At 65.9% G+C, this 19,771-nt stretch carries 19 protein-coding genes; 13 read left to right on the top strand and 6 right to left on the bottom strand.

What is annotated here, in order from left to right:
- Positions 1-5: 5 nt before the first annotated feature.
- The gene (locus tag JOD97_RS27720) at positions 6-446 is read left to right on the top strand and encodes an ester cyclase (RefSeq protein WP_209725693.1); all 441 of its coding nucleotides are present in this window, start codon (positions 6-8) and stop codon (positions 444-446) included.
- A 116-nt stretch (positions 447-562) separates the two neighbouring features.
- Positions 563-1,963 (top strand): glycoside hydrolase family 105 protein, encoded by a 1,401-nt coding sequence (locus JOD97_RS27715; RefSeq protein WP_209725691.1) that lies wholly within the window; start codon positions 563-565, stop codon positions 1,961-1,963.
- A 39-nt stretch (positions 1,964-2,002) separates the two neighbouring features.
- Here the strand turns inward: JOD97_RS27715 and JOD97_RS27710 are convergent, their stop codons facing one another.
- Together JOD97_RS27710 and JOD97_RS27705 are read right to left on the bottom strand one after the other, a co-directional pair.
- Entirely contained in the window at positions 2,003-2,332 is a 330-nt protein-coding gene (locus JOD97_RS27710; RefSeq protein WP_209725689.1) for a CzcE family metal-binding protein, read from the bottom strand.
- 201 nt (positions 2,333-2,533) lie between these two features.
- Positions 2,534-3,217, bottom strand: coding sequence for a HipA domain-containing protein (locus JOD97_RS27705; RefSeq protein WP_308937258.1), 684 nt, complete (start codon positions 3,215-3,217; stop codon positions 2,534-2,536).
- Between the two features lie 306 nt (positions 3,218-3,523).
- On the opposite strand from JOD97_RS27705, the gene JOD97_RS27700 reads away from it, so the two are divergent.
- The 7 genes from JOD97_RS27700 to JOD97_RS27670 all read left to right on the top strand — a co-directional run bounded on the left by JOD97_RS27700 (position 3,524) and on the right by JOD97_RS27670 (position 10,909).
- Complete coding sequence (locus tag JOD97_RS27700) at positions 3,524-5,989, top strand: glycoside hydrolase N-terminal domain-containing protein (RefSeq protein WP_209725687.1); 2,466 nt, start codon at positions 3,524-3,526, stop codon at positions 5,987-5,989.
- A 96-nt stretch (positions 5,990-6,085) separates the two neighbouring features.
- Positions 6,086-6,730 carry a TetR/AcrR family transcriptional regulator gene (locus JOD97_RS27695; protein WP_209725685.1) on the top strand — a complete coding sequence of 215 codons (645 nt, stop codon included), beginning with the start codon at positions 6,086-6,088 and terminating at the stop codon, positions 6,728-6,730.
- Positions 6,731-6,908: 178 nt separating this feature from the next.
- Entirely contained in the window at positions 6,909-7,562 is a 654-nt protein-coding gene (locus tag JOD97_RS27690) for a protein-L-isoaspartate O-methyltransferase (protein ID WP_209725682.1), read from the top strand.
- Between the two features lie 14 nt (positions 7,563-7,576).
- The gene (locus JOD97_RS27685) at positions 7,577-7,900 is read left to right on the top strand and encodes a rhodanese-like domain-containing protein (RefSeq protein WP_209725680.1); all 324 of its coding nucleotides are present in this window, start codon (positions 7,577-7,579) and stop codon (positions 7,898-7,900) included.
- Between the two features lie 97 nt (positions 7,901-7,997).
- A complete protein-coding gene (locus JOD97_RS27680; RefSeq protein WP_209725679.1) occupies positions 7,998-9,347 on the top strand; it encodes a TolC family outer membrane protein in 1,350 nt (449 codons plus the stop codon).
- Positions 9,348-9,512: 165 nt separating this feature from the next.
- Positions 9,513-10,295: a hypothetical protein gene (locus JOD97_RS27675; protein WP_209725677.1), complete on the top strand. Its 783-nt coding sequence runs from the start codon at positions 9,513-9,515 to the stop codon at positions 10,293-10,295.
- A gap of 2 nt (positions 10,296-10,297) precedes the next feature.
- A complete protein-coding gene (locus tag JOD97_RS27670; protein WP_209725675.1) occupies positions 10,298-10,909 on the top strand; it encodes an RES family NAD+ phosphorylase in 612 nt (203 codons plus the stop codon).
- Between the two features lie 7 nt (positions 10,910-10,916).
- On the opposite strand, the gene gloA is transcribed toward JOD97_RS27670, so the two are convergent.
- The 4 genes from gloA to JOD97_RS27650 all read right to left on the bottom strand — a co-directional run bounded on the left by gloA (position 10,917) and on the right by JOD97_RS27650 (position 13,554).
- On the bottom strand, positions 10,917-11,324 hold the full coding sequence (gene gloA, locus JOD97_RS27665) for a lactoylglutathione lyase (protein ID WP_209725673.1): 408 nt from the start codon (positions 11,322-11,324) through the stop codon (positions 10,917-10,919).
- 58 nt (positions 11,325-11,382) lie between these two features.
- The gene (locus JOD97_RS27660; RefSeq protein WP_209725671.1) at positions 11,383-11,814 is read right to left on the bottom strand and encodes an OsmC family protein; all 432 of its coding nucleotides are present in this window, start codon (positions 11,812-11,814) and stop codon (positions 11,383-11,385) included.
- A 96-nt stretch (positions 11,815-11,910) separates the two neighbouring features.
- Complete coding sequence (locus JOD97_RS27655; protein WP_209725669.1) at positions 11,911-13,242, bottom strand: sorbosone dehydrogenase family protein; 1,332 nt, start codon at positions 13,240-13,242, stop codon at positions 11,911-11,913.
- Between the two features lie 60 nt (positions 13,243-13,302).
- Positions 13,303-13,554 (bottom strand): hypothetical protein, encoded by a 252-nt coding sequence (locus tag JOD97_RS27650; protein ID WP_209725667.1) that lies wholly within the window; start codon positions 13,552-13,554, stop codon positions 13,303-13,305.
- Between the two features lie 134 nt (positions 13,555-13,688).
- On the opposite strand from JOD97_RS27650, the gene JOD97_RS27645 reads away from it, so the two are divergent.
- From JOD97_RS27645 to JOD97_RS27630, 4 genes are all read left to right on the top strand, one after another.
- Positions 13,689-14,666: a DUF3667 domain-containing protein gene (locus tag JOD97_RS27645; protein WP_209725665.1), complete on the top strand. Its 978-nt coding sequence runs from the start codon at positions 13,689-13,691 to the stop codon at positions 14,664-14,666.
- Positions 14,667-14,854: 188 nt separating this feature from the next.
- A complete protein-coding gene (locus tag JOD97_RS27640) occupies positions 14,855-15,763 on the top strand; it encodes an NAD kinase (RefSeq protein ID WP_209725663.1) in 909 nt (302 codons plus the stop codon).
- A 28-nt stretch (positions 15,764-15,791) separates the two neighbouring features.
- Positions 15,792-17,444, top strand: a complete 1,653-nt coding sequence (recN, locus tag JOD97_RS27635; RefSeq protein WP_209725662.1) for a DNA repair protein RecN — start codon at positions 15,792-15,794, stop codon at positions 17,442-17,444.
- Positions 17,445-17,760: 316 nt separating this feature from the next.
- Positions 17,761-19,698: a hypothetical protein gene (locus JOD97_RS27630; protein WP_209725660.1), complete on the top strand. Its 1,938-nt coding sequence runs from the start codon at positions 17,761-17,763 to the stop codon at positions 19,696-19,698.
- The last annotated feature ends 73 nt before the right edge of the window (positions 19,699-19,771 follow it).

Below are 19,771 nucleotides of genomic sequence, written 5' to 3'. Positions count from 1 at the left end.
ACATCATGACCATGCAAGACAACGGCCTGACCAAGGCCCAGCAGCAAGCCATCGAAAACCTCTATGGCGCCTTCAACGACAAGAATCCGGACCTGCTCGACCAGGCGCTGGCCGTCGATTGGGACGACATCCCGCTCGGCCCGAATCAGCAGCCCGGCCTGGCGGGCATGAAGCCGGTGATCGCCCTGTTCACCACCGCCTTCCCGGACGTGAAGATCACCATCCTCGACGTCTTCGGGCGCGACGGCCGCGCCGCCGTGCGCGCGCGCATCACCGGCACGCACCTCGGCGAGTTCTTCGGCGTCGCCCCGACCGGCAAGCCGATCGCCATCGCCATCCACGAGTTCCACCAGCTGTCGGCCGACCGCGTGTTGCGCACCTGGCACCTGGAGGATTGGTTCGGCATGCTCAACCAAGTGGGGGCGTGGCCGCCCAAGGCGGTCTGACCACTTCAAATTGTGGTCTGATAGGTAAACGTTTAATAAGTGCTTGACGTAATCGTCGACCTTGCCTAGCCTTCGTATCGGAGATTCAATTACCGACATAAATAGAAAGGTTGACAATGAAGCACTTTCCTCGCCGGCTGGCCCTGCTCGTGGCCGCCGTCCTGGCCGCCGGCGCCGTTCACGCCGACGGCCCGTTCCGCAATCCCGACAACAAAAGCGCCAACGACGCCGGCGAGGGCACTTATCCGGTTCCGTACAAAAAGCCGACCGAGGCCGAGATCGTCGGCGCGCTCGACCGCGTGCGCGGCTACATCGACAGCATCACGCCGACCCGCGTCGTCGACAAGGCCAGCGGCAAGCCGATCACCGACCTCGGCAAGCCGGTCGCCGGCGCCGTGTTCGAGCCGTCGCCGGGCGATTTCGGCTTGATGGTGTATGAGATGGGCGTGATCCACGCCGGCCTGCTGAAGGCGACCGAGGTCACCGGCGACCAGCGCTACAGCGACGTCACGCGCCGCCACCTGCAGTTTTTCAAGGATACGCAACCGTATTTCCGTGCGCAGGAAGCCCAGTTCAAGCTGGGCCGCGCCAACAGCTTCACCCGCTTCCTCGAGCCGCGCTCGCTCGACGACAGCGGCTCGATGTGCGCGGCGCTGGTGCGCGCCCGCTTCGCCAAGGTCGGCCCCGACCTCAAGGGCATGATCGACACCTGCAGCGGCTATGTGCGGAAGAAGCAGTACCGGCTCGACGATGGCACCTTCGCGCGCCAGCGGCCGCAGGCCTCGTCGGTGTGGGCCGACGACATGTACATGGGCATCCCGGCGCTGGCCGAGATGGGCCACCTGACCGGCGACAAGGCCTGGTTCGACGACGCCGCCTCGAACGTGCTGACGATGGCCCAGCACCTGTACAACGAGCGCAACGGCCTGTTCACGCACGGCTGGAACGCCAACAACCCGGACGCGCCGCGTTTCTACTGGGCGCGCGCCAACGGCTGGGCGGTGCTGTCGATGAGCGACCTGCTCGACGTGCTGCCGAAGGACCATCCCGCCTATCCGAAGGTGCTGGCGCAGCTGCGCGCCAGCCTGCGCGGCATCGCCGAGCTGCAATCGGGCACCGGCCTGTGGCACCAGATGCTGGACCGTAATGATTCGTACCTGGAAACCTCGGCCAGCGCGATCTTCGTCTACGTCTACGCGCACGCGATCAACCAAGGCTGGATCAGCCCGACCACCTACGGCTCGATCGCCCAGGCCGGTTGGATCGGCCTGGGCACGCGCATCAACGCCAAGGGCCAGGTGGAAGGCACCTGCGTCGGCACCACGTTCGCCAGCGACCAGGTGTACTACTACAACCGTCCGGTCAGCGTCGACGCGATGCACGGCTACGGTCCGGTGCTGCTGGCCGGCGCCGAGATGCTCAAATTGCTGAAGAACCCGGCCATCGACATCCAGCACAAGCTGCGCACCTACCACTACATGCCGCGCGAGAACGGGTCGAAGATCAGCGAGCACTGATCCGGCGGGCCCGGCCGCCTGGCCGGGCCACGGCAACGCTTAGCTGCGGTACAGCGGGTTGGAGGCGACGTGCACCGTTACCTTCTGCTTGACGGTGCCGGCCGGCGCGATCTTGGACAGGTCAAACGAGGTTTCGTGGTGCAAGGTCAGGAAGTGCCAGGTGAAGCTGGTGCCGTTGACCTTGAACTCCACCGTCTCGCCGTTTTCCACGCGCACGTGCTTGGTTTTTTCGGTGATGACGATGTGGCGGTGGGCGCTGGCGGCCGGCGCGGTGCTGCCGTATTTCGCGGTGGCGTCGGCGGCGAACGCGGTGCCGGCGGTGGCGAACAGCGCGGTGACCAGGGCGGCGGTGCGGATCGATTTAAACATGGGGTTAGTTCCTTCAAGTTGTGCGACTAGTGAGTCCATACGTGCGGACAGGTTTGCCGGCAGCGTTAAATTTGCTGCCGATGAACACAGTATGGGGATCATGTCGGGGCTCAAAATCTGCCGACCGGGGGGGAGGGCGTATGCCGGGCGGCATAGGCGGGTCAAGAAATATATCGAAAGAAAAAGTTGAGGACGGCGCGCTCAAACGCCGGACGGCTGCCCCCGCAACGTCTCCAGTTGCCGCAGCATCCCTTGCAGTATGCTGTCCGCCAAGTCTGGCGGAAACCCCGCGGGAATTCTCCGATAGGCGTCCTGGGCGACCTGCGGCGTTTGCACGATCAGTTCCTCGATGATGCGCTCGGCCGCCTGGGCGCCCAGTCTCACCTGCCTGGCCATGGCGGACCAGTGCCGGCGCTGGATGCGGTACACCTCGTAGTAGTTGGTGCTGCCCCGCACCGCCATCGCCAGCTTCGCTTCGCGCGGCTGGATGTGATTCCTTCCGGTGCCGATGATCGGGTGCGCGGACAGCACGTCGTACAAAGGCGTTGCCTGATAGCGTCCGCCCGGCAGTAGCTTGATGCTGAAGTTTTTTGCGTGCCCATCGGTCGCGATCAGCAGCCAAAAGATCAGTTGTGTCTTGTAAAAATTGAGGCGATCGGATTCGGCCGCTTCGGAGCCCAGCAGCAGCTGCATGATGCGTTCGATGCCCGGGCCGCCTTCACGCTGGTATTTTTGTAGCGGCGAACAACCGACCGCCTGGCACATATCTTCTTGCGGCAGCCGCGCGATCCAGGTTCCATCGTCGGAATGCTTGCGGTCGAAGCGTTCGACGGCCAATACCTTCTGGTCGTCAAATTGCAGGATGGCCGTGCGCGCGACGGGCAAGCCACCGAGGTTCGCAAGTCCGCTTGCATGTCGCCGACCAGGCCGAGGGGGAGTTTTAATATGTGCGTGGTCGGCGTGCTGCCTTGCGGAAGCAGCCATTGCCCGTTATGCCAACCTGTATGAAGTGTTAGAGCCGGAACCTGGATACAAGTTCAGGACTGTTAAAGCGAAATACAGTCCACACCCTGTAACGACTCAAATTTATCAGGCAGGACGCGAACCGCTGAGCATTTTCGTAATTGCTGGCAATATTAACTATCCATATACTCGTACGACATGGGCAATCGGATCCATCTGGAGGATGACTTGAATAAAAAGAAAAACGGTGTGGACAGCGGCATGTCGTCGGGGCGGCGGCATTTCATGGTATCGGCCGGTCTGGCGATGGCGTTTCCCGGATTGGCAGGCGCAACGGCGGTCGCCACGCCGGCCGGCGGCGGCCGCGAGAATCTCGAGCTTTGGTATGAAAAGCCGGCCGGTGCCTGGGTCGAGGCGCTACCGGTCGGCAACGGCCGCCTCGGCGCGATGTGCTTCGGGCGGGTCGCCCAGGAGCGCATCCAGCTGAACGAGGACACCTTGTTCGCCGGCGGGCCTTACGACTCTAACAATCCGCGCGCGCTGGAGGCGCTGCCGGCGATCCGCAAGCTGGTCGATCAAGGCGAGTTCGACGCGGCGGCGAAGATGATTTCGTCCTCGATGATGGCCACGCCGTTGCAGCAGATGCCTTACGGTACCGCCGGCGACCTGCTGCTCGACTTCCAGGGCCTCGCGGGCGCCGACAACTACCGGCGCTCGCTCGAACTGGACAGCGCCATCGCCACCACCCGCTTCACGGACGGCAAGTCGCGCCACCTGCGCGAAGTGTTTGCCAGCGCGCCCGACCAGGTGCTGGTGATCCGCCTGAGCGTCCAGGGCGGCACGCTGGACTTCGATCTCGGCTATCGCCATCCGGCCAACGCCCAATACGGCGATACCGATTACGGCGGCCGAGGTAAGGCGGCGGCGTCGCCGGGCGTGGCGTGGGACTACCGCGAACCGCCGCGCGCCGGCCAGCCGCCGTCGACATTGTCGGTGCGCGCCGACGGCGGCGACGCGTTGCTGATCGACGGGCGCAACATCGCGTGGGCCGGGATTCCGGCCGCGCTGCGCTACGCCGTGCGCGTGAAGGTCGTCGGCGACGGCGCGATCACGCCGCGCGGCGACCGCATCGAAGTGCGCGGCGCCCGCGCGGTGACGCTGCTGGTGGCGGCCGCGACCAGCTACGTCAACTACGCCGACGTCAGCGGCGATCCGCTCCGGACCGTGCGCGCGCAGACCGAGGCCGCCGCCGCCAAGACGTTCGCGCGCTTGCGCGATGGGCACCTCGCGGCGCACCGCAAGCTGTTCCGCCGGCTGTCGCTGCGGATCGGCGCCAACGCGGCGGCGGCACGGCCGACCAACGAACGCATCGCCGCCGTCGAGCAGCGCCCCGATGCCGCGCTGGCGGCGCTGTACGTGCAGTACGGCCGTTATTTGCTGATGTCGTCGTCGCGCCCGGGCAGCCAGCCGGCCAACCTGCAAGGGCTATGGAACGAAGGGAACAATCCACCGTGGGGTTCCAAGTACACCATCAACATCAACACCCAGATGAATTACTGGCCGGTCGAATCGGCCAACTTGGGCGAATGCGTCGAGCCGCTGGTGCGCATGGTGGAGGATTTGGCGGTCACCGGCGCCGTCACGGCCCGCAAGGGGTACGGCGCGCGCGGCTGGATGGCGCACCACAACACCGATCTGTGGCGCGCCACCGCGCCCATCGACGGGCCGAAATGGGGCATGTGGCCGTGCGGCGGCGCGTGGCTGTGCCAAGCCTTGTGGGAGCACTACGAATACCATCCGGACCAGGCCTGGCTGCGCCGCATCTACCCGCTGCTGAAAGGCGCGGCGCTGTTCTTCGTCGACGCGCTGGTCGAGGATCCGCAGGGCAGGGGACTGGTCACGTCGCCATCGATCTCGCCCGAAAATGCACACCACCACGGCGTGGCCATCTGCGCCGGCCCCGCCATGGACCGCCAGATCGTGCGCGACCTGTTCGGCTGGACCTTGAAGGCCCATGCGCTGCTGGGGGACGGCGACGACGCCTTCGCGGCGACGCTGCGGGCCACGCGCGCGCGCCTGGCGGCCGACCGCATCGGCGCGCAGGGGCAGTTGCAGGAGTGGCTGGAGGATTGGGACGCCGGCGCGCCGGAGCAGCGGCACCGCCATGTCTCGCACCTGTACGCGGTGTACCCGAGCGGGCAAATCAACGTGCGCGACACGCCGGAGCTGATCGCGGCGGCGAAAGTCACCCTCGACACGCGCGGCGACAAATCGACCGGCTGGGCCACGGCGTGGCGGCTGGCGCTGTGGACGCGCATGGGCGAGGGCGAGCGCGCCTATTCGATCCTGCAAGGGTTGCTGGGGCCGGAGTGCACCTATCCGAACATGTTCGACTCCCATCCGCCCTTCCAGATCGACGGCAACTTCGGCGGCGCGGCGGCGATCCTGGAGATGCTGGTGCAATCGTGGGGCGGCGAGATCCACATCCTGGCGGCCCTGCCCAAGGCGTGGCCGGAGGGTTCGCTGCGCGGCGTGCGCGCCAAGGGCGGCGTCGAGCTCGATCTGGACTGGGCCGGCGGACGCATGAAACGCCTGCGCCTGCGCGGCGAGCCGCACGACAAGGTCCAGGTGCGCTACCGCGACCGCTTGATCCAGGTCGTGCTGGACAGAAAGGGGACCGGGACGGTGGCATAGCGGTGTTCCAACGTAACAACCGCGTCCGCCGCTTGACGCTGCGGAAGGTTGCGCTTATATTAATGACTTATGAGTAAGTTAAAATGAAGCCCGCCCATGCAAGCCCCTCAAGACACCAAGCCGCGCTGGGAGCGGCGCAAGGACGCGCGGCCGCAGGAATTGCTGGCCGCCGCGCTGGAGCAGTTCGTCGAACGCGGCTACGCGGCCACCCGCCTGGAGGACGTGGCCCGGCGCGCCGGCGTGTCCAAGGGCACGCTGTACCTGTATTTCACCAATAAGGAAGAGCTGTTCAAGGCCGTCGTGCGCGAGAACATCGTGCAGGCCATCGGCGAGGCCGAGCAGGACGCGGCCGTGTTCGAGGGCCACAGCGGCGAACTGCTGCGCACCATCCTGATGGCCTGGTGGGACGAGATCTGCACCACCCATCTGGCGGGCATTACGAAGCTGATGCTCTCCGAAGGCCAGAATTTCCCCGAACTTGCCAAGTTTTACAACGAGGAGGTGGTCAAGCGCGGCAGCGACCTGATCACCAGCGTGCTGGTGCGCGGCATCGGCCGGGGCGAGTTCCGTGCCGTCGATCCGGCCGTCATGACGCCGGTGCTGATCGCGCCGGTGATGATGTTGATGATGTGGACCAACTCCTTCATGCCGGCCTGCGAGATGCCGCCGATCGACCCGCACGCCTTCATGGACACCTTCATCGGTACCACGCTGGGCGGGTTGGAGGCGCCCGCGGCGTGACGCGCGCCTCTCCCGGGCGAGGCGTTTTCCGCCCAAGTTGCCATTTTGGTAGGTTCAACCCCCTTAAACTGCAGACTGTCGCAATTTCGCGCGCCACGGCCGTCATATCGTTAATATGTGCCTCCATGCCAGTTCAACGATAAAATGACGGATTATTTAATCCCGACCGAGTCATAAGATGAATATCGAACAAGCCCGTTTCAACATGATCGAACAGCAAATCCGTCCGTGGGACGTCCTCGACCCGGACGTTCTGGAGCTGTTGCACGTGGTTAAACGTGAGAATTTCGTCCCCGCCGCGCACAAGGCGCTGGCGTTCGTCGACGCCGAGATCCCGCTGCCGGGCGGCGAATCGATGCTGATGCCGAAGATCGAGGCGCGGCTGCTGCAGGACGTGAACCTGAAAAAGCACGAAAACGTGCTGGAAATCGGCACCGGCTCCGGCTACATGGCCGCGCTGCTGGCGCACAAGGGCCGCCATGTGACGACGGTTGAAATCTCGCCGGAACTGAAGGCGCTGGCGGAAAAGAATTTGGCCGACAACGGCGTGACCAATGTGAAGGTCGAGCTGGGCGACGGCGCGCAGGGCTGGCCGAGCGGCGCCCCGTACGACGTGATCGTCGTGTCGGGCTCGCTGCCGGTGCTGCCGGAAGCGCTGTTGCAGCAACTGAAAGTGGGCGGCCGGCTGGCCGTCATCATCGGCCAGGCGCCGGCGATGAAGGCGCAATTGATCACCCGTACCGGCGAGGCCGGCTACGACACGCGCACCTTGTTTGAAACCAGCGTCAAGCCGCTGGCGTCGGCACAGGCGCCGTCGACCTTCCAGTTTTAAGCGGCGGGCGGCGTATGCAGCACATTACCGCTCCGGAACTGGCCGCGTGGCTGGCCGACGAGGCGCGTCCCAAGCCGGTGTTGCTGGACGTGCGCGAAAATTGGGAGTTCGAGACCTGCCGCATCGACGGCGCGGTGCAGATCCCGATGAACACGATACCGGCGCGCATCGACGACCTCGATGAGGACGCCGAGATCGTCTGCATTTGCCACCACGGCGCGCGCAGCCTGCAGGTGGCCGCCTTCCTGGAGCGTAACGGCTTCGGCAAGACGGTCAATCTGACCGGCGGCATCCACGCGTGGGCGTTGCAGGTCGACCCGGCGATGGCGAAGTACTGAGGTGCGCCACTAACGGACCCGACCGAACCGGCGCGGCGCCAAGGCGGCGGTGTTTTTGATTTGATCAACCTTTTTGACGACTCCAACGGAGAATGCAATGCAGAGACCCCTTATCGCCGTGCTGATCACCAGCGCCTTTTTGACGCTCAACGCACAGGCGGCCGATCTACTTCAAGTCTACCAGCAAGCGCTCGCGAACGACGCCACGTACGCCAGCGCGCGCTCGTCGGTTGAAGCCGGTCGGGAGCGGATCACGCAGGGGCGCTCCGGCCTGTTGCCCAACATCAGCGCGAACGGCGCCAACACCCGCAACACGGGCGACTTCACGCCGTTCAACTTCGGCGAGCAGATCGGCACCACCGCCGCCGGCCAGCCGGTCTACGTCGGCAAGCGTCCCGGCGATTATCACAGCAATACTTACACCGTCGCGCTGACGCAGCCGCTGTTCAACTGGGGCCTGTGGCAGACCTACGAGCAGAGCAAGCTGGCGCAGGCGCAGGCCGAGGCCACGTTCGCCCAGGCGCGCCAGGATCTGATCACCCGCGTGGCGCAAGCCTACTTCGACGTGCTGACCGCGCAGGACAACCTGACGTCGACGCAGGCGCAGAAAGTGGCGACCACCGAGCAACTGGCCTCGGCCAAACGCAACTTCGAGGTCGGCACCCAGACCATCACCGACACCCACGAGGCGCAGGCCGCCTACGATCTGGTGGTGGCGCAGGAATTCGCCGCCATCAACGATCTCGACAACAAGCGCACGGCGCTGCAGGTCATCATCGGCCAGGCGCCGGGCGAGCTGGCGCCGCTGCGCGCCGGCGTAACGATCGCCGCGCCGGAGCCGGCCGCCGTCGACCCGTGGATCAGCTCGGCGGAAGGCCAGAACTTCGCCGTCATCTCGGCCCAGCTGTCGCTGGAGATCGCCAAGCGCGAAATCGCGCGCAACCGCGCCAACCACCTGCCGACCGCCAACCTGACGGCGTCCACGACGCACCTCGGCCAGACCGCGAACGGCACCACCAAGACCAACGCCATCGGCGTGACCTGGAACATCCCGATCTTCAGCGGCTTCGCCATCACCAGCAAGGTGCGCGAAACCATCGCGCTCGAGGACAAGGCCCGCAACGACCTGGAATCGACCAAGCGGCTGGCGTCGCAAAACGCGCGCCAGGCCTTCCTCGGCATGAACAGCGGCCTGGCCCAGGTCAAGGCGCTGGAGGCGGCGGAAGTGTCGAGCAAATCGTCGCTCGACTCGAACAAGCTGGGCTATCAAGTTGGCGTGCGCATCAACATCGACGTGCTCAACGCGCAGCGCCAGCTGTACGCGACGCAGAAAGACCTGTCGAAGGCGCGCTACGACACCATCATGAACGGCCTGCGCCTGAAGTCGGCCGCCGGCACCTTGAAGGAAGACGATCTGGCGCCGGTCAACGCGTTGCTGGCGCGCTAGGCCCCCTCGAACGTACCGAACCGCCGGGAACGCCGGCCAAGCCGCCCAGTGAAAACTGAGCGGCTTTTTCTTTGTCCGCTCAGTGGCCGATGCTCGGGTCTCGCCTTGACCTGCTTGACCTGCCTGACATGCCTACATATACTTTAGTCAACAGGAGGTGCAACCATGTCTGGAGCCATCAAAAAAGTCCCTATGTCCTCGGCATACCCGGCAGCGACGAGTCTTTTCGAACAATTGGCTGGCCTTTTCGCCTCGCCAGCTACAGGTAATAAATTGACGCTGAAGTCAAAACAGTTGGATGCTTTGTTGAATGCGCTGCAGCAGGCTCCGGTTGATGAAGTCGCCGCCGTGAGTCGGATCCTTGAGCAGGTTTCCGCACGATTGTTCGAGCTCAACAATAATTCCGGGAGCACGAACCAGGCACGCGAAGATGGCACGGTCAGACTATCGGAGGAGAAAGCTGCTACAAATGAAGATTCGATAATTCGCGGCCTCCTGGCTGGTAGGCGCAAGGAGTCGCTGGTGCCCGAACAGACCGCAGTGGAAAGGCACGCCAACGCGGAGGTGATGGACAAGTTGCGCCGAGAAGCTGCCGCATCGCTGCAACGGCGCATCGACAGCAAGGAGCTCCTGCCGCCAAAAGAGTTTCAGGACGCCTTGGGCATTAGCAGACAGTCCATCAATGAGGCCGTAAAAGCGCGCCGCATGTTCGCGCTCCTCGGTCCGGCCGGCGAATACTATTATCCGGCGTTCTATGCCGATGGTCACTTGCACCGCCGTGAGTTGGAAAAAGTCGCGAAAGCGTTGGGGGGACTGCCGGCGGCATCCAAATATCACTTTTTCACAAGCAAGTCTACGTACCTTGGAGCGGCAACTCCCCTCGAGGCCCTTAGAAAAGGACGAGTGGAAGAAGTATTGATTGCGGCAGCAGCTTTCGAGCAGCGTTAATAGTGGCTAAGCTGCTCCCGCCTGGCGCGAATTTTTCGCAGCTGCCTCTCGACATTCAATTGCTGAATCCGGCGATTCTGTATCGCGTCTCAAGCCACGATACCGGTGAGCCCTATTTCGGACGCAGCCGTGGCAATCGGTTCGATGACCCAGTGGCGAGAAAGGCCGATCGGTTCGGCACTTGTTACCTTGGGGGCAACCTGACTGTTGCGATTGCCGAATCGCTTCTTCACAATGCCGAGCCAGAAAATGGGCGCTTCGAGGTGCCGGTGTCCGAAGTAGAGGCGCGCTACGTATTTAGGTTCAGCGGAGCGGTATTGCGGCTAGCGAACCTCACTGGAACGCCCTTGCTGCTATTAAACGGCAACGGTGAAATCTCCGGCACCACCAACTACATGTTGACGCAGAAGTGGGCTCGCGCGGTGTACGACCATCCGCAGCAGGTCGACGGCTTTTTGTACATGTCGCGCCGGGTCAATAACAGCGTAGCCGTCGTGTTGTTCGAGCGGGACCCGAAAAAACCGCCCGTGTTGAAGCCGTCAAGTCCAGTCAGACTCTGCGCGCATCCCGAGTTCGCGGCAAGCGTCCGCCAATTACGGCTCATCGGCATTTGAAGAATAGTTACAGCCCCGCGCCCTGGCCGTCGAAACTGCGTTCGATCAATTCGATCTTGTAGCCGTCCGGATCGGTGACGAAGGCGATCACCGTCGAGCCGCCCTTGACCGGGCCGGGCTCGCGCGTGACGGTGCCGCCGTTGGCGCGCACCGCCGCCGCCGCCGCGTAGATGTCGTCGGCGGAAATGGCGATGTGGCCGTAGGCGTTGCCCATGTCGTAGCTGGTGGTGCCGTAGTTGTACGTCAGCTCCAGCTCGGCATGGTCGGGATTGGCGCCGTAGCCCAGGAACGCCAGCGTATATTTGTACTCCGGGTTGTCACTGGTGCGCAGCAGCTTCATGCCCAGTACCTTGGTGTAAAAATCGATCGAGCGCTGCAGGTCGCCGACCCGCAGCATGGTGTGCAAAATACGCATGGTGGTCTTTCATTGGTTGAGAGAAACCGGGATTCTATGCGTTTTGCCGCATCCTTGCTCAGCCCTGCAACTGGGCGTCGAGCGTGATCTCGGCGTTGAGCAGCTTCGACACCGGACAGTTCAGCTTGGCCTTGAGGGCCGCCTCGTCGAATTTCTTCTGGTCGGCGCCGGGGATCGTCGCCACCAGGTTCAGGTGCACCTTGGTGATGGCGTAGCCGCCGTCGACCTTGTCCAGCGTGACGGTGGCGGTGGTGGCCAGGTGCTTGGCCGTCATGCCGGCGTCGGCCAGGATGCCCGACAGCGCCATCGTGAAGCAGCCGGCGTGCGCCGCGCCGATCAATTCCTCCGGATTGGTGCCGGGGCCGTCCTCGAAGCGGGTGTGGAAGCCGTACTGCACGCCGTCCATGGCGCCGCTCTCGGTGGAGATTTTGCCGGCGCCTTCCTTCAGGCCGCCGCTCCAGACTGCTGATCCTGCGCGTTCGTTGCTCATGGTGATCTCCGTGGGTGTTGGGATAGGAGTGTCATCATGGCGGCAGCGCACGGCCGAGTCCGTTCGCTGCCGCACACTACGCCCGGCGCCTAGTGCCTAGCGCGCGGCGGCCGGCGCCACGCGCCAGATGATGTTGCCGACGTCGTCGGCCACCAGCAGCGCGCCGGCCTGGTCGACGGCCACGCCGACCGGCCGGCCCTGCGCCTTGCCGTCCTTGTCGAGGAAGCCGGACAGGAAGTCCTGCGGCGGCCCCGACGGCTTGCCGTTGCTGAACGGAACGAACACCACCTTGTAACCGCTGTGCGGCTTGCGGTTCCACGAGCCGTGTTGGCCGATGAACACGCCACCCTGGTAGCTTTGCGGGAACAGCTTGGCCTCGTAGAACGCCAGCCCCAGCGATGCCGTGTGGGCGCCCAGCGCGTAGTCGGGGGCGATGGCTTTGGCCACCAGCTCCGGCTTTTGCGGCTTGACGCGGGTGTCGACATGCTGGCCGAAGTAGCTGTACGGCCAGCCGTAGAAGCCGCCTTCCTTCACCGACGTCATGTAGTCGGGCACCAGATCGTTGCCCAGCTCGTCGCGCTCGTTGACGGCGGTCCACAGCGTTTTGGTCTGCGGCTCCCAGCCCATGCCGTTGGCGTTGCGCAGGCCGGTGGCGAACAGGCGCGCCTTGTTGGTGGCCAGGTCCAGCTGCCAGATCGCGGCCCGGCCTTCCTCCGCCTCCATGCCGTTCTCGGCCACGTTGCTGTTCGAGCCCACCGTCGCGTAGATGTACTTGCCGTCCGGACTGGCGATGATGTTCTTGGTCCAGTGGTGGTTGATGGTGCCGGCCGGCAGGTCCATGACCTTGACGCCGGCCGCGGCGATGCTGGTGTCGCCCTCCTTGTACGGGAAGCGCACGATGGCGTCGCTGTTGGCCACGTACAGGTTGTTGCCGACCAGCGCCATGCCGAACGGCGAATTCAAGCCCTTGAGGAAGACGGTGCGGGTCTGCGCCGCGCCCTTGGCGTCGAGCCCGCGCAGCAAGGTGATGCGGTTGGCCGACTCGGTGACGGCGCCGGCCTTCTTCATCTGGTGTTTCATGACGGCGCCCTTGATGCCCTTGCTGTCGTCGGGCTTGGGCGGGGCGTTGGTCTCGGCCACCAGCACGTCGCCGTTGGGCAGCGTATAGACCCAGCGCGGATGGTCGAGGCCGCGCGCGTAGGCGGTGACGGCGAAGCCGGCCGCCGGAACCGGCGCCTCCTGCGCGGTCCAGCGCTCGACCGGGGCGACGTTGACGGTGGGGATCAGCGAGCGGTCCGGTTCGGGCAGCACCGGGTTGGGGCCGAAGCCGACCGGATAGGCGCCCGGCGCCCCCTGCGCCAGCGCCGCTGGCGGCGCCAGCACGGCGCCGAGGATGAGGAGGGCTGCGCTTGCGGTGGTGTTTTTCATGATGGCCTGGTGCCTTGGTGAAGGGTTGCGGTGGGTTGCGGTGCGCGGACGGCCCGTGGCTCAGTCGCGCTTGGTGTTTGGTTGCGGCCGCGCGGTGGCGTCGTGCGGCACCGGCGTCTTGACCTTTTCCACGCCCGGTTTGTTGCGCGCGTCGGTGTCGACCATGCCGCTGTCGACGTCGGCGGCGGCCTGTTTCATCACGCTGCGCGGCTTGATGTTCTGGGCGTCGGGCGACTCGTCGCGCTCGTGCGGCATGCGTTGCTGGCCGTCGTTTTTGACCTTGGCGTCGGTGTTGATCTGTTGGTCCTTCATGGCGTTCTCCCTCGAATCGTTGTTTCAACGATATTAGCGAGTTGGTTTCACGTCGGTCGCCAGATTGAATTTCGACAACATCAGCGCGAAGTCGTTTATCATTTAGTCTACTTTTTCCGACCAGGGTTGATCGTATGAGCACTGCCGTACATTCCGTTCCGGACAGCCACGCGCCGGCCGGCCACTGTGCCAATTGCGACGCGGTGCTCACCGGCGCCTTTTGCGCCAATTGCGGCCAGGAAGCCCACCTGCACCACGCCAGCACGCGCGAATTCCTGCACGAGTTCATCGGCCACTATGTCGCGCTCGAAGGCAAGCTGTGGGGCACGCTGTCGCGCCTGCTGTTCCGTCCGGGCGCGCTGACCAACGAGTACATCCGTGGCCGCCGCGTGCGTTTCGTGCAGCCGCTGCGCATCTACCTGACCTTGAGCCTGCTGTTTTTCGCGCTGCTCAAGTTCACCGGCGGCTTCGAGCCGGCGCTCGAAGCGAAGCCGGGCAAGGCCGGCACCGAGGCCGTGGCCACCGTGGCCGAGGCCGACCACGAGCAAAGCAAGACGGCCGCCGAGACGGCCATCGCCGCCATGGAGCGGGATCTGAAGGCGGGCGCGCCCGAGGTGAAGGAAGAGCAGGCCGACAACGAGTTCGGCCCCAAGGAGATCGAAGGTCTGCTCAGCGGCTGGCCGCGCCTGAGCCACCAATGGCACATGTTCGACGAGCTGCCGCAGGAGCGGCAGCAAAAAGTGTTCGCCGACGCCTTCTATCATTACGCCCCGTACGCGATTTTCTGCCTGATGCCGGTGTTCGCGCTGTTCCTCAAGGTGCTGTACCTGGGATCGGGACGGCGCTTCGGCGAGCATGTGCTGTTCGCGCTGCACACCAACGCCTTCGCCTATTTCATCTTCTGCGCCATGCTGCTGGTGAAAGTCAGCGTGGTCGACTTCGCGCTGTGGTGCTGGCTGCTGGCCTACCTGCCGTGGGCCATGCGGCGGGTCTACCACCGCAGCCGCTTCGGCACGTTCTGGCGCTGGATCGTGCTGATGGCGGCCTATATGATCTGCGTTTTCGTGGCGATCGCCGTCAGCGCGGCCAGCGGCATCATGACCTTGCACTGAACCACGCTTAAAACGCGACAGCGGGTCAAATGCCGGCCGGCGCTTGCAGTCTGGCGGCCCGCGCACTATACTGCGCGAAATACTGTTTAAACGTACAGTAACGGGTGTGCCGACGGGTGATGGCAGAAGCCGGCGTTATGGGTTACTCTGCTGCGTGTCGTCGACCCCACCTTTTTGCCGAGATTTATATGACCGCCACGCACGCCGTTTTCCATACCATTGCACTGGTCGTGCGCCCCAACACCGACGGCATCGCCGAATCGGTGGTCAGCGTGGTCGGCTTCCTGCGCCAGGGCGGCTACAAGGTGGTGTTCGAGGAGCAGACCGCCGGCCACCTGGAACTGGGCTTCGACGACGTGCCGGTGATGAGCGCCAGCGAGATCGGCGCCGCGTGCGACGCCGCCATCGTCATGGGCGGCGACGGCACCATGCTCGGCATCGCGCGCCAGCTGGCGCCGTTCGACGTGCCGCTGATCGGCATCAACCAGGGGCGGCTCGGCTTCATGACCGACATTCCGCTCGAGGGCATGCTCGACGTGCTGGCCAAGATCCTGGGCGGCAGCTACAAGGCCGAACGCCGCACCCTGCTCGAAGGGCGGGTGCGCCGCAATGGCGAGGACATCCACTTCGGCCTGGCCGTCAACGACGTCGTCGTCGCCCGCGGCGCCGGCGCCGGCATGGCCGAACTGCGGGTCGACGTCGACGGCCACTTCATGTATAACCAGCGCTCCGATGGCCTGATCATCTCCACCCCGACCGGCTCGACGGCGTACGCGCTGTCGGCCGGCGGCCCCCTGCTGCATCCGAGCCTGGGCGGCGTGGTGCTGGTGCCGATCGCGCCGCACGCGCTGTCGAACCGGCCGATCGTGCTGCCCGAATCGAGCCAGATCGTCATCGAGATCGTGCGCGGGCGCGATTGCAGCGTCAACTTCGACATGCAAACCTTCGCCAGCCTGCAGTCGCAGGACCAGATCGTGATCCAGCGCTCGCCGCACGCGATCACCTTCCTGCACCCGGAGGACTGGAACTACTTCAACACGCTGCGCGAAAAGCTCCACTGGAACGAGTATCCGTCGGGCGAAGGCAAACTCAATTAACCGGCATCCACCATCACCCCAGGCATCCATGCTCCGTACCCTGTCCATCCGTGATTTCGTCATCGTCGACTCGATAGAACTGGAATTTTCCGCCGGCTTCACCGTCTTCACCGGCGAGACCGGGGCCGGCAAATCGATCCTGATCGACGCGCTGACCCTGGCGCTGGGCGGGCGCGGCGACGCCAGCGTGGTGCGCGAAGGCGCGGCCAAGGCCGACATCAGCGCCGATTTCGCCGTCGGCGAGCCGGCGCGCGACTGGCTCGCGGCCAACGAGTTCGCGGTCGAGGAGGGCGGCGCGCTGCTGCGCCGCGTGATCGACAACGCCGGCCGCAGCAAGGCCTACATCAACGGCATCGCCGCCACCGCCTCGCAGCTGCGCGAGCTGGGCGACCTGCTGGTCGACATCCACGGCCAGCACGCGCACCAGTCGCTGATGAAAGCCGAGGCGCAGCGCGCGCTGCTCGACGGCCAGGCCGGCGCCGGCGCCGACGTCAAGGCGGTGGCGGCCAGCTACAAGGCCTGGCGCGCGCTGGCCAAACAGCTGCAGGAATTCGAAACCAACGCCGCCAATGTGCTGTATGAGCGCGAGCGGCTCGAGTGGCAGGTCAACGAGCTCGAAAAGCTGGCCGTCAAGCCGGGCGAATGGGCGGACGTGAGCAACGAGCAAAGCCGCCTGTCGCACGCCGCCAGCCTGCTCGAAGGGGCGCAGGAGGCGCTGGCGGCGCTGTCGGAATCGGACGACCATCCGATCCTGTCGCAGCTGTCGTCGCTCAATCAAAAGCTCGGCAAGCTGGCCGGCATCGACACCGGGCTGCAGGCGATCGTCGACCTGATTGAACCGGCGCGCATCCAGCTGCAGGAGGCGGTGTACGCGATCAACGATTATCTCGACCGCGTCGAGCTCGATCCGGAGCGGCTGCGCCAGGTGGAATCGCGGATGGAGGCGATCCACTCGGCCGCGCGCAAGTTCCGCGTCACCGAGGAGCAGCTGCCGGAGGAGCACGCGAAGCTGGCCGAGCGCCTGGCGCAAATCGCCGACGCCAGCGACATCGACGGCCTGCGCAAGCAGGAGGAAAAGCTCAAGGCCGCGTACCTGCAGGTGGCCGCGGGCCTGAGCGCGACGCGCGCGCAGGCGGCGCGCCAGCTGGGCGAAGCCGTCACCCGGGCGATGCAGGAATTGAACATGACGGGCGGGCGGTTCGAGGTCGCGCTCAACGCCGGCGAGCCGGGCGCGCATGGCCTCGAGCAGGTCGAGTTCCTGGTGGCGGGCCACGCCGGCGTGGCCGCGCGGCCGCTGGCGAAGGTGGCCTCGGGCGGCGAGCTGGCGCGCATCTCGCTGGCCATTTCCGTCATCACCTCCAACGCCACGGCCACGCCGACCTTGATCTTCGACGAGGTCGACAGCGGCATCGGCGGCGGCGTCGCCGAGGTGGTGGGCCGGCTGCTGCGGCGGCTGGGGCAGGAGCGCCAAGTGCTGTGCGTCACGCACCTGCCGCAGGTGGCCAGCCAGGCCGGCCAGCACTTCCAGGTGGCCAAGGGCACGCTGGACAACGGCAAGACCGCCTCGCGCATCGACGTGCTCGATGCCAAGGCCCGGGTGGAGGAAGTGGCGCGCATGCTGGGCGGCCTGGAAATCACCGCCACCACGCGCAAGCACGCCCGCGAGCTGCTGGCCTCCTGATCCGGGGTCAGGTCCACCATTTCTACACGAGCTGATCCGTATGGCGGATCAGCGCGGCGTAATCCGCCATGCCCGCGTCGATGGACGGTTACGCCGTCGCCGTTAACCGTCCGGCGAAAATCCCCTCATCCAACTTTCCTGCCAGACCGGCGCGGCCGTTTGCACGCGCTTGTCGCGCCCGCGTTTGAGCGCCGTCAGCGTCCACGCGCCGCGTGCGCCTAGAGTGAATGGCAGCACCGGGGCCGGGTCGCACTCGCCCTCCGTGGCGTTAGCGCAAGCGCCTGCTTGCGCTCATTTCTTGCAAGGGGAAGCCATTATGCAACTTCAATCGATCTGCAATATCAGATCGCGCCGGCGCGCCGTCGCCGGCGCCATCGCCGCATTGTTCGCATCGCTGCCGTTCTTGGCTGGCGCGCACGCCGCGGCCGCCGCCAAGCGGCAAACCATTCCCGTCGACCAGCAGCGCGCGAACCTCTACACGGTGATCAACCTGGGGCCGGAACTGTCGTCGGGCGTGCTGAACGAGCGCGGCCAGGTGGCGATCAACTCCAGTAATTATTTCGACAGGGCAGCGCGCTTTTTCGACGGCGAACGTCTCTGGCCCATCGGCTCGCTGGGCGGCGGCTTCACGTTTGTGAACGCATTGAACGAGCGCGGCGTGGTGGTGGGCGCCTCGGCGACCCCGACGGAACCGAATGGCCAGGCGTTTTCCTGGACGCTCGCCGGCGGCATCCGCGCGCTGCCGGGCCCCACGCCGTCGGCGGCGCGCGACATCAACGATCGCAACGAGATTGTCGGTTTTGTGTCGGCGCCCGGCGTTGCCGCGCGCGCCTTCCGCTGGAATGCCGACGGCAGCACCACACCGCTGGGGCCGCTTCCAGCGCTGGTGTCGGAAGCGTTCGCCATCAACAACCGCGGCTATTCGACCGGCTACACCACGGTCGCCAACGGCGAGGTGCACGCCCACGCGACGTTGTGGGACCCGGCCGGCGCCCAGACCGACCTCGGCCCGACGGATGGCGGCGACGGCTTCGGCCTGCGCATCAACGAACGCAACGACGTCGCCGGCGTCATCAACTATCCCGCTCCCGGCCGCGCCCAGGGGTTTTTCTGGAGCCGCGACACCGGCCGGGTGGCGATCGATGCCGGTCCCGACTTCCGGCTGGGCGACCTGAACAATCGGGGCGAGGTGGTGGGCACGGCCCAGATCGGCGGCCGGGAACGGGGCTTCCAGTGGACGCTGGGGCGCGGCGTGGTGCCGTTGCCGCTCGGCCCGGGCGTGGCCAGCCAGGCCTACGACATCAACGACCGCGGCGAGATCGTCGGCTCGATCGCCCTGGCCGACGGCGGCCCGTGGCACGCGGCGCGCTGGCCATCGTACGCCGCCGCGCCGATCGACCTGAACACGCAGCTGTACCGGGCGCCGGCGGGCCTGGAGCTGCGGACGGCCTGGGCGATCAACGAGAGCGGCGCGATCCTGGCGGACTCGAACGCCGGCCTGGTGCTGCTGCGCCCCGGCCGGCGCGGCACCGACGCGCCGGTGCTCGGCCCCATCATCGGCCTGCCGGCCACGGTGGAAGTCGGCCAGGACGTGACGTTGACGCTCAACTTCGTCGACAACGCCCCCCGGCAGACCCACACGGCCAGCGCCACCTGGACCGACGGCTGCCCGTCGTCGGCGTCGACCGTCACCGAGGCGGACGGGACCGGCCAAGTGCGGCTGCAACATCGTTTCTGCGCGGCCGGCTATCACGCGGTCAAGGTGGTGGTGACCGATTCCGGCGGGCGCTCCACCGAGCTGTGGCGCGACGTCATCGTAGTGGCGCCCGGGCTGGCCTCGCTCAGCGGCGCGGGAACGCTGGCCGGCGTCGTCGCCGAGGCCGCGCCGGGACGGGGCAACGCGCCGCTGCGGTTCGCGCTGTGGACGCCGCTCGGTGACGCGTCGGCGGCCGGCGCGCCCGTGGTCCGTCTCGCCGGCCCGTTCCAGTTCCTGAGCGAGGCGGTGACGCGCGCCACGTCCACCGGCATGCAGGCGCGGGTGGAGGGCACGGGGCGGCTCAACGGCCGCGCCGGCTACCGCTTTGTGCTCGACGCCATCGCCGGCGGCGCCACCCAAGGCGCCGGCGCCGATCGCCTGCGGGTGCGGGTGACGCACGCGGACGCGGCCACCGGCGCGGAGGTGGTCGACTACGACAACGGCGCCGGCGCCGACCGCACCGTCGTGACGGAGGGCGGGCTGGCGCTGCGCCACTAGCGGTATCGGAGCGGGGGACCGGTGCGCGAGATCCGCGCGGGCCGGTCCCGTCAGCGCAAGCGCCTGCTTGCGC

The organism is Duganella sp. 1411 (assembly GCF_017833525.1).
Classification (GTDB): Bacteria; Pseudomonadota; Gammaproteobacteria; order Burkholderiales; family Burkholderiaceae_D; genus Rugamonas.
This window is presented reverse-complemented; position numbering and strand designations above follow the sequence as displayed.

Coding starts and splice junctions, on each gene's coding strand:
- JOD97_RS27640 (WP_209725663.1), top strand. CDS start 14,855: ATGACCGCCACGCACGCCGTTTTCCATACCATTGCACTGGTCGTGCGC.
- JOD97_RS27660 (WP_209725671.1), bottom strand. CDS start 11,814: ATGAGCAACGAACGCGCAGGATCAGCAGTCTGGAGCGGCGGCCTGAAG.
- gloA (WP_209725673.1), bottom strand. CDS start 11,324: ATGCGTATTTTGCACACCATGCTGCGGGTCGGCGACCTGCAGCGCTCG.
- JOD97_RS27655 (WP_209725669.1), bottom strand. CDS start 13,242: ATGAAAAACACCACCGCAAGCGCAGCCCTCCTCATCCTCGGCGCCGTG.
- JOD97_RS27645 (WP_209725665.1), top strand. CDS start 13,689: ATGAGCACTGCCGTACATTCCGTTCCGGACAGCCACGCGCCGGCCGGC.
- JOD97_RS27675 (WP_209725677.1), top strand. CDS start 9,513: ATGTCTGGAGCCATCAAAAAAGTCCCTATGTCCTCGGCATACCCGGCA.
- JOD97_RS27630 (WP_209725660.1), top strand. CDS start 17,761: ATGCAACTTCAATCGATCTGCAATATCAGATCGCGCCGGCGCGCCGTC.
- JOD97_RS27720 (WP_209725693.1), top strand. CDS start 6: ATGACCATGCAAGACAACGGCCTGACCAAGGCCCAGCAGCAAGCCATC.
- JOD97_RS27680 (WP_209725679.1), top strand. CDS start 7,998: ATGCAGAGACCCCTTATCGCCGTGCTGATCACCAGCGCCTTTTTGACG.
- JOD97_RS27690 (WP_209725682.1), top strand. CDS start 6,909: ATGAATATCGAACAAGCCCGTTTCAACATGATCGAACAGCAAATCCGT.
- JOD97_RS27650 (WP_209725667.1), bottom strand. CDS start 13,554: ATGAAGGACCAACAGATCAACACCGACGCCAAGGTCAAAAACGACGGC.
- JOD97_RS27710 (WP_209725689.1), bottom strand. CDS start 2,332: ATGTTTAAATCGATCCGCACCGCCGCCCTGGTCACCGCGCTGTTCGCC.
- JOD97_RS27685 (WP_209725680.1), top strand. CDS start 7,577: ATGCAGCACATTACCGCTCCGGAACTGGCCGCGTGGCTGGCCGACGAG.
- JOD97_RS27695 (WP_209725685.1), top strand. CDS start 6,086: ATGCAAGCCCCTCAAGACACCAAGCCGCGCTGGGAGCGGCGCAAGGAC.
- JOD97_RS27715 (WP_209725691.1), top strand. CDS start 563: ATGAAGCACTTTCCTCGCCGGCTGGCCCTGCTCGTGGCCGCCGTCCTG.
- recN (WP_209725662.1), top strand. CDS start 15,792: ATGCTCCGTACCCTGTCCATCCGTGATTTCGTCATCGTCGACTCGATA.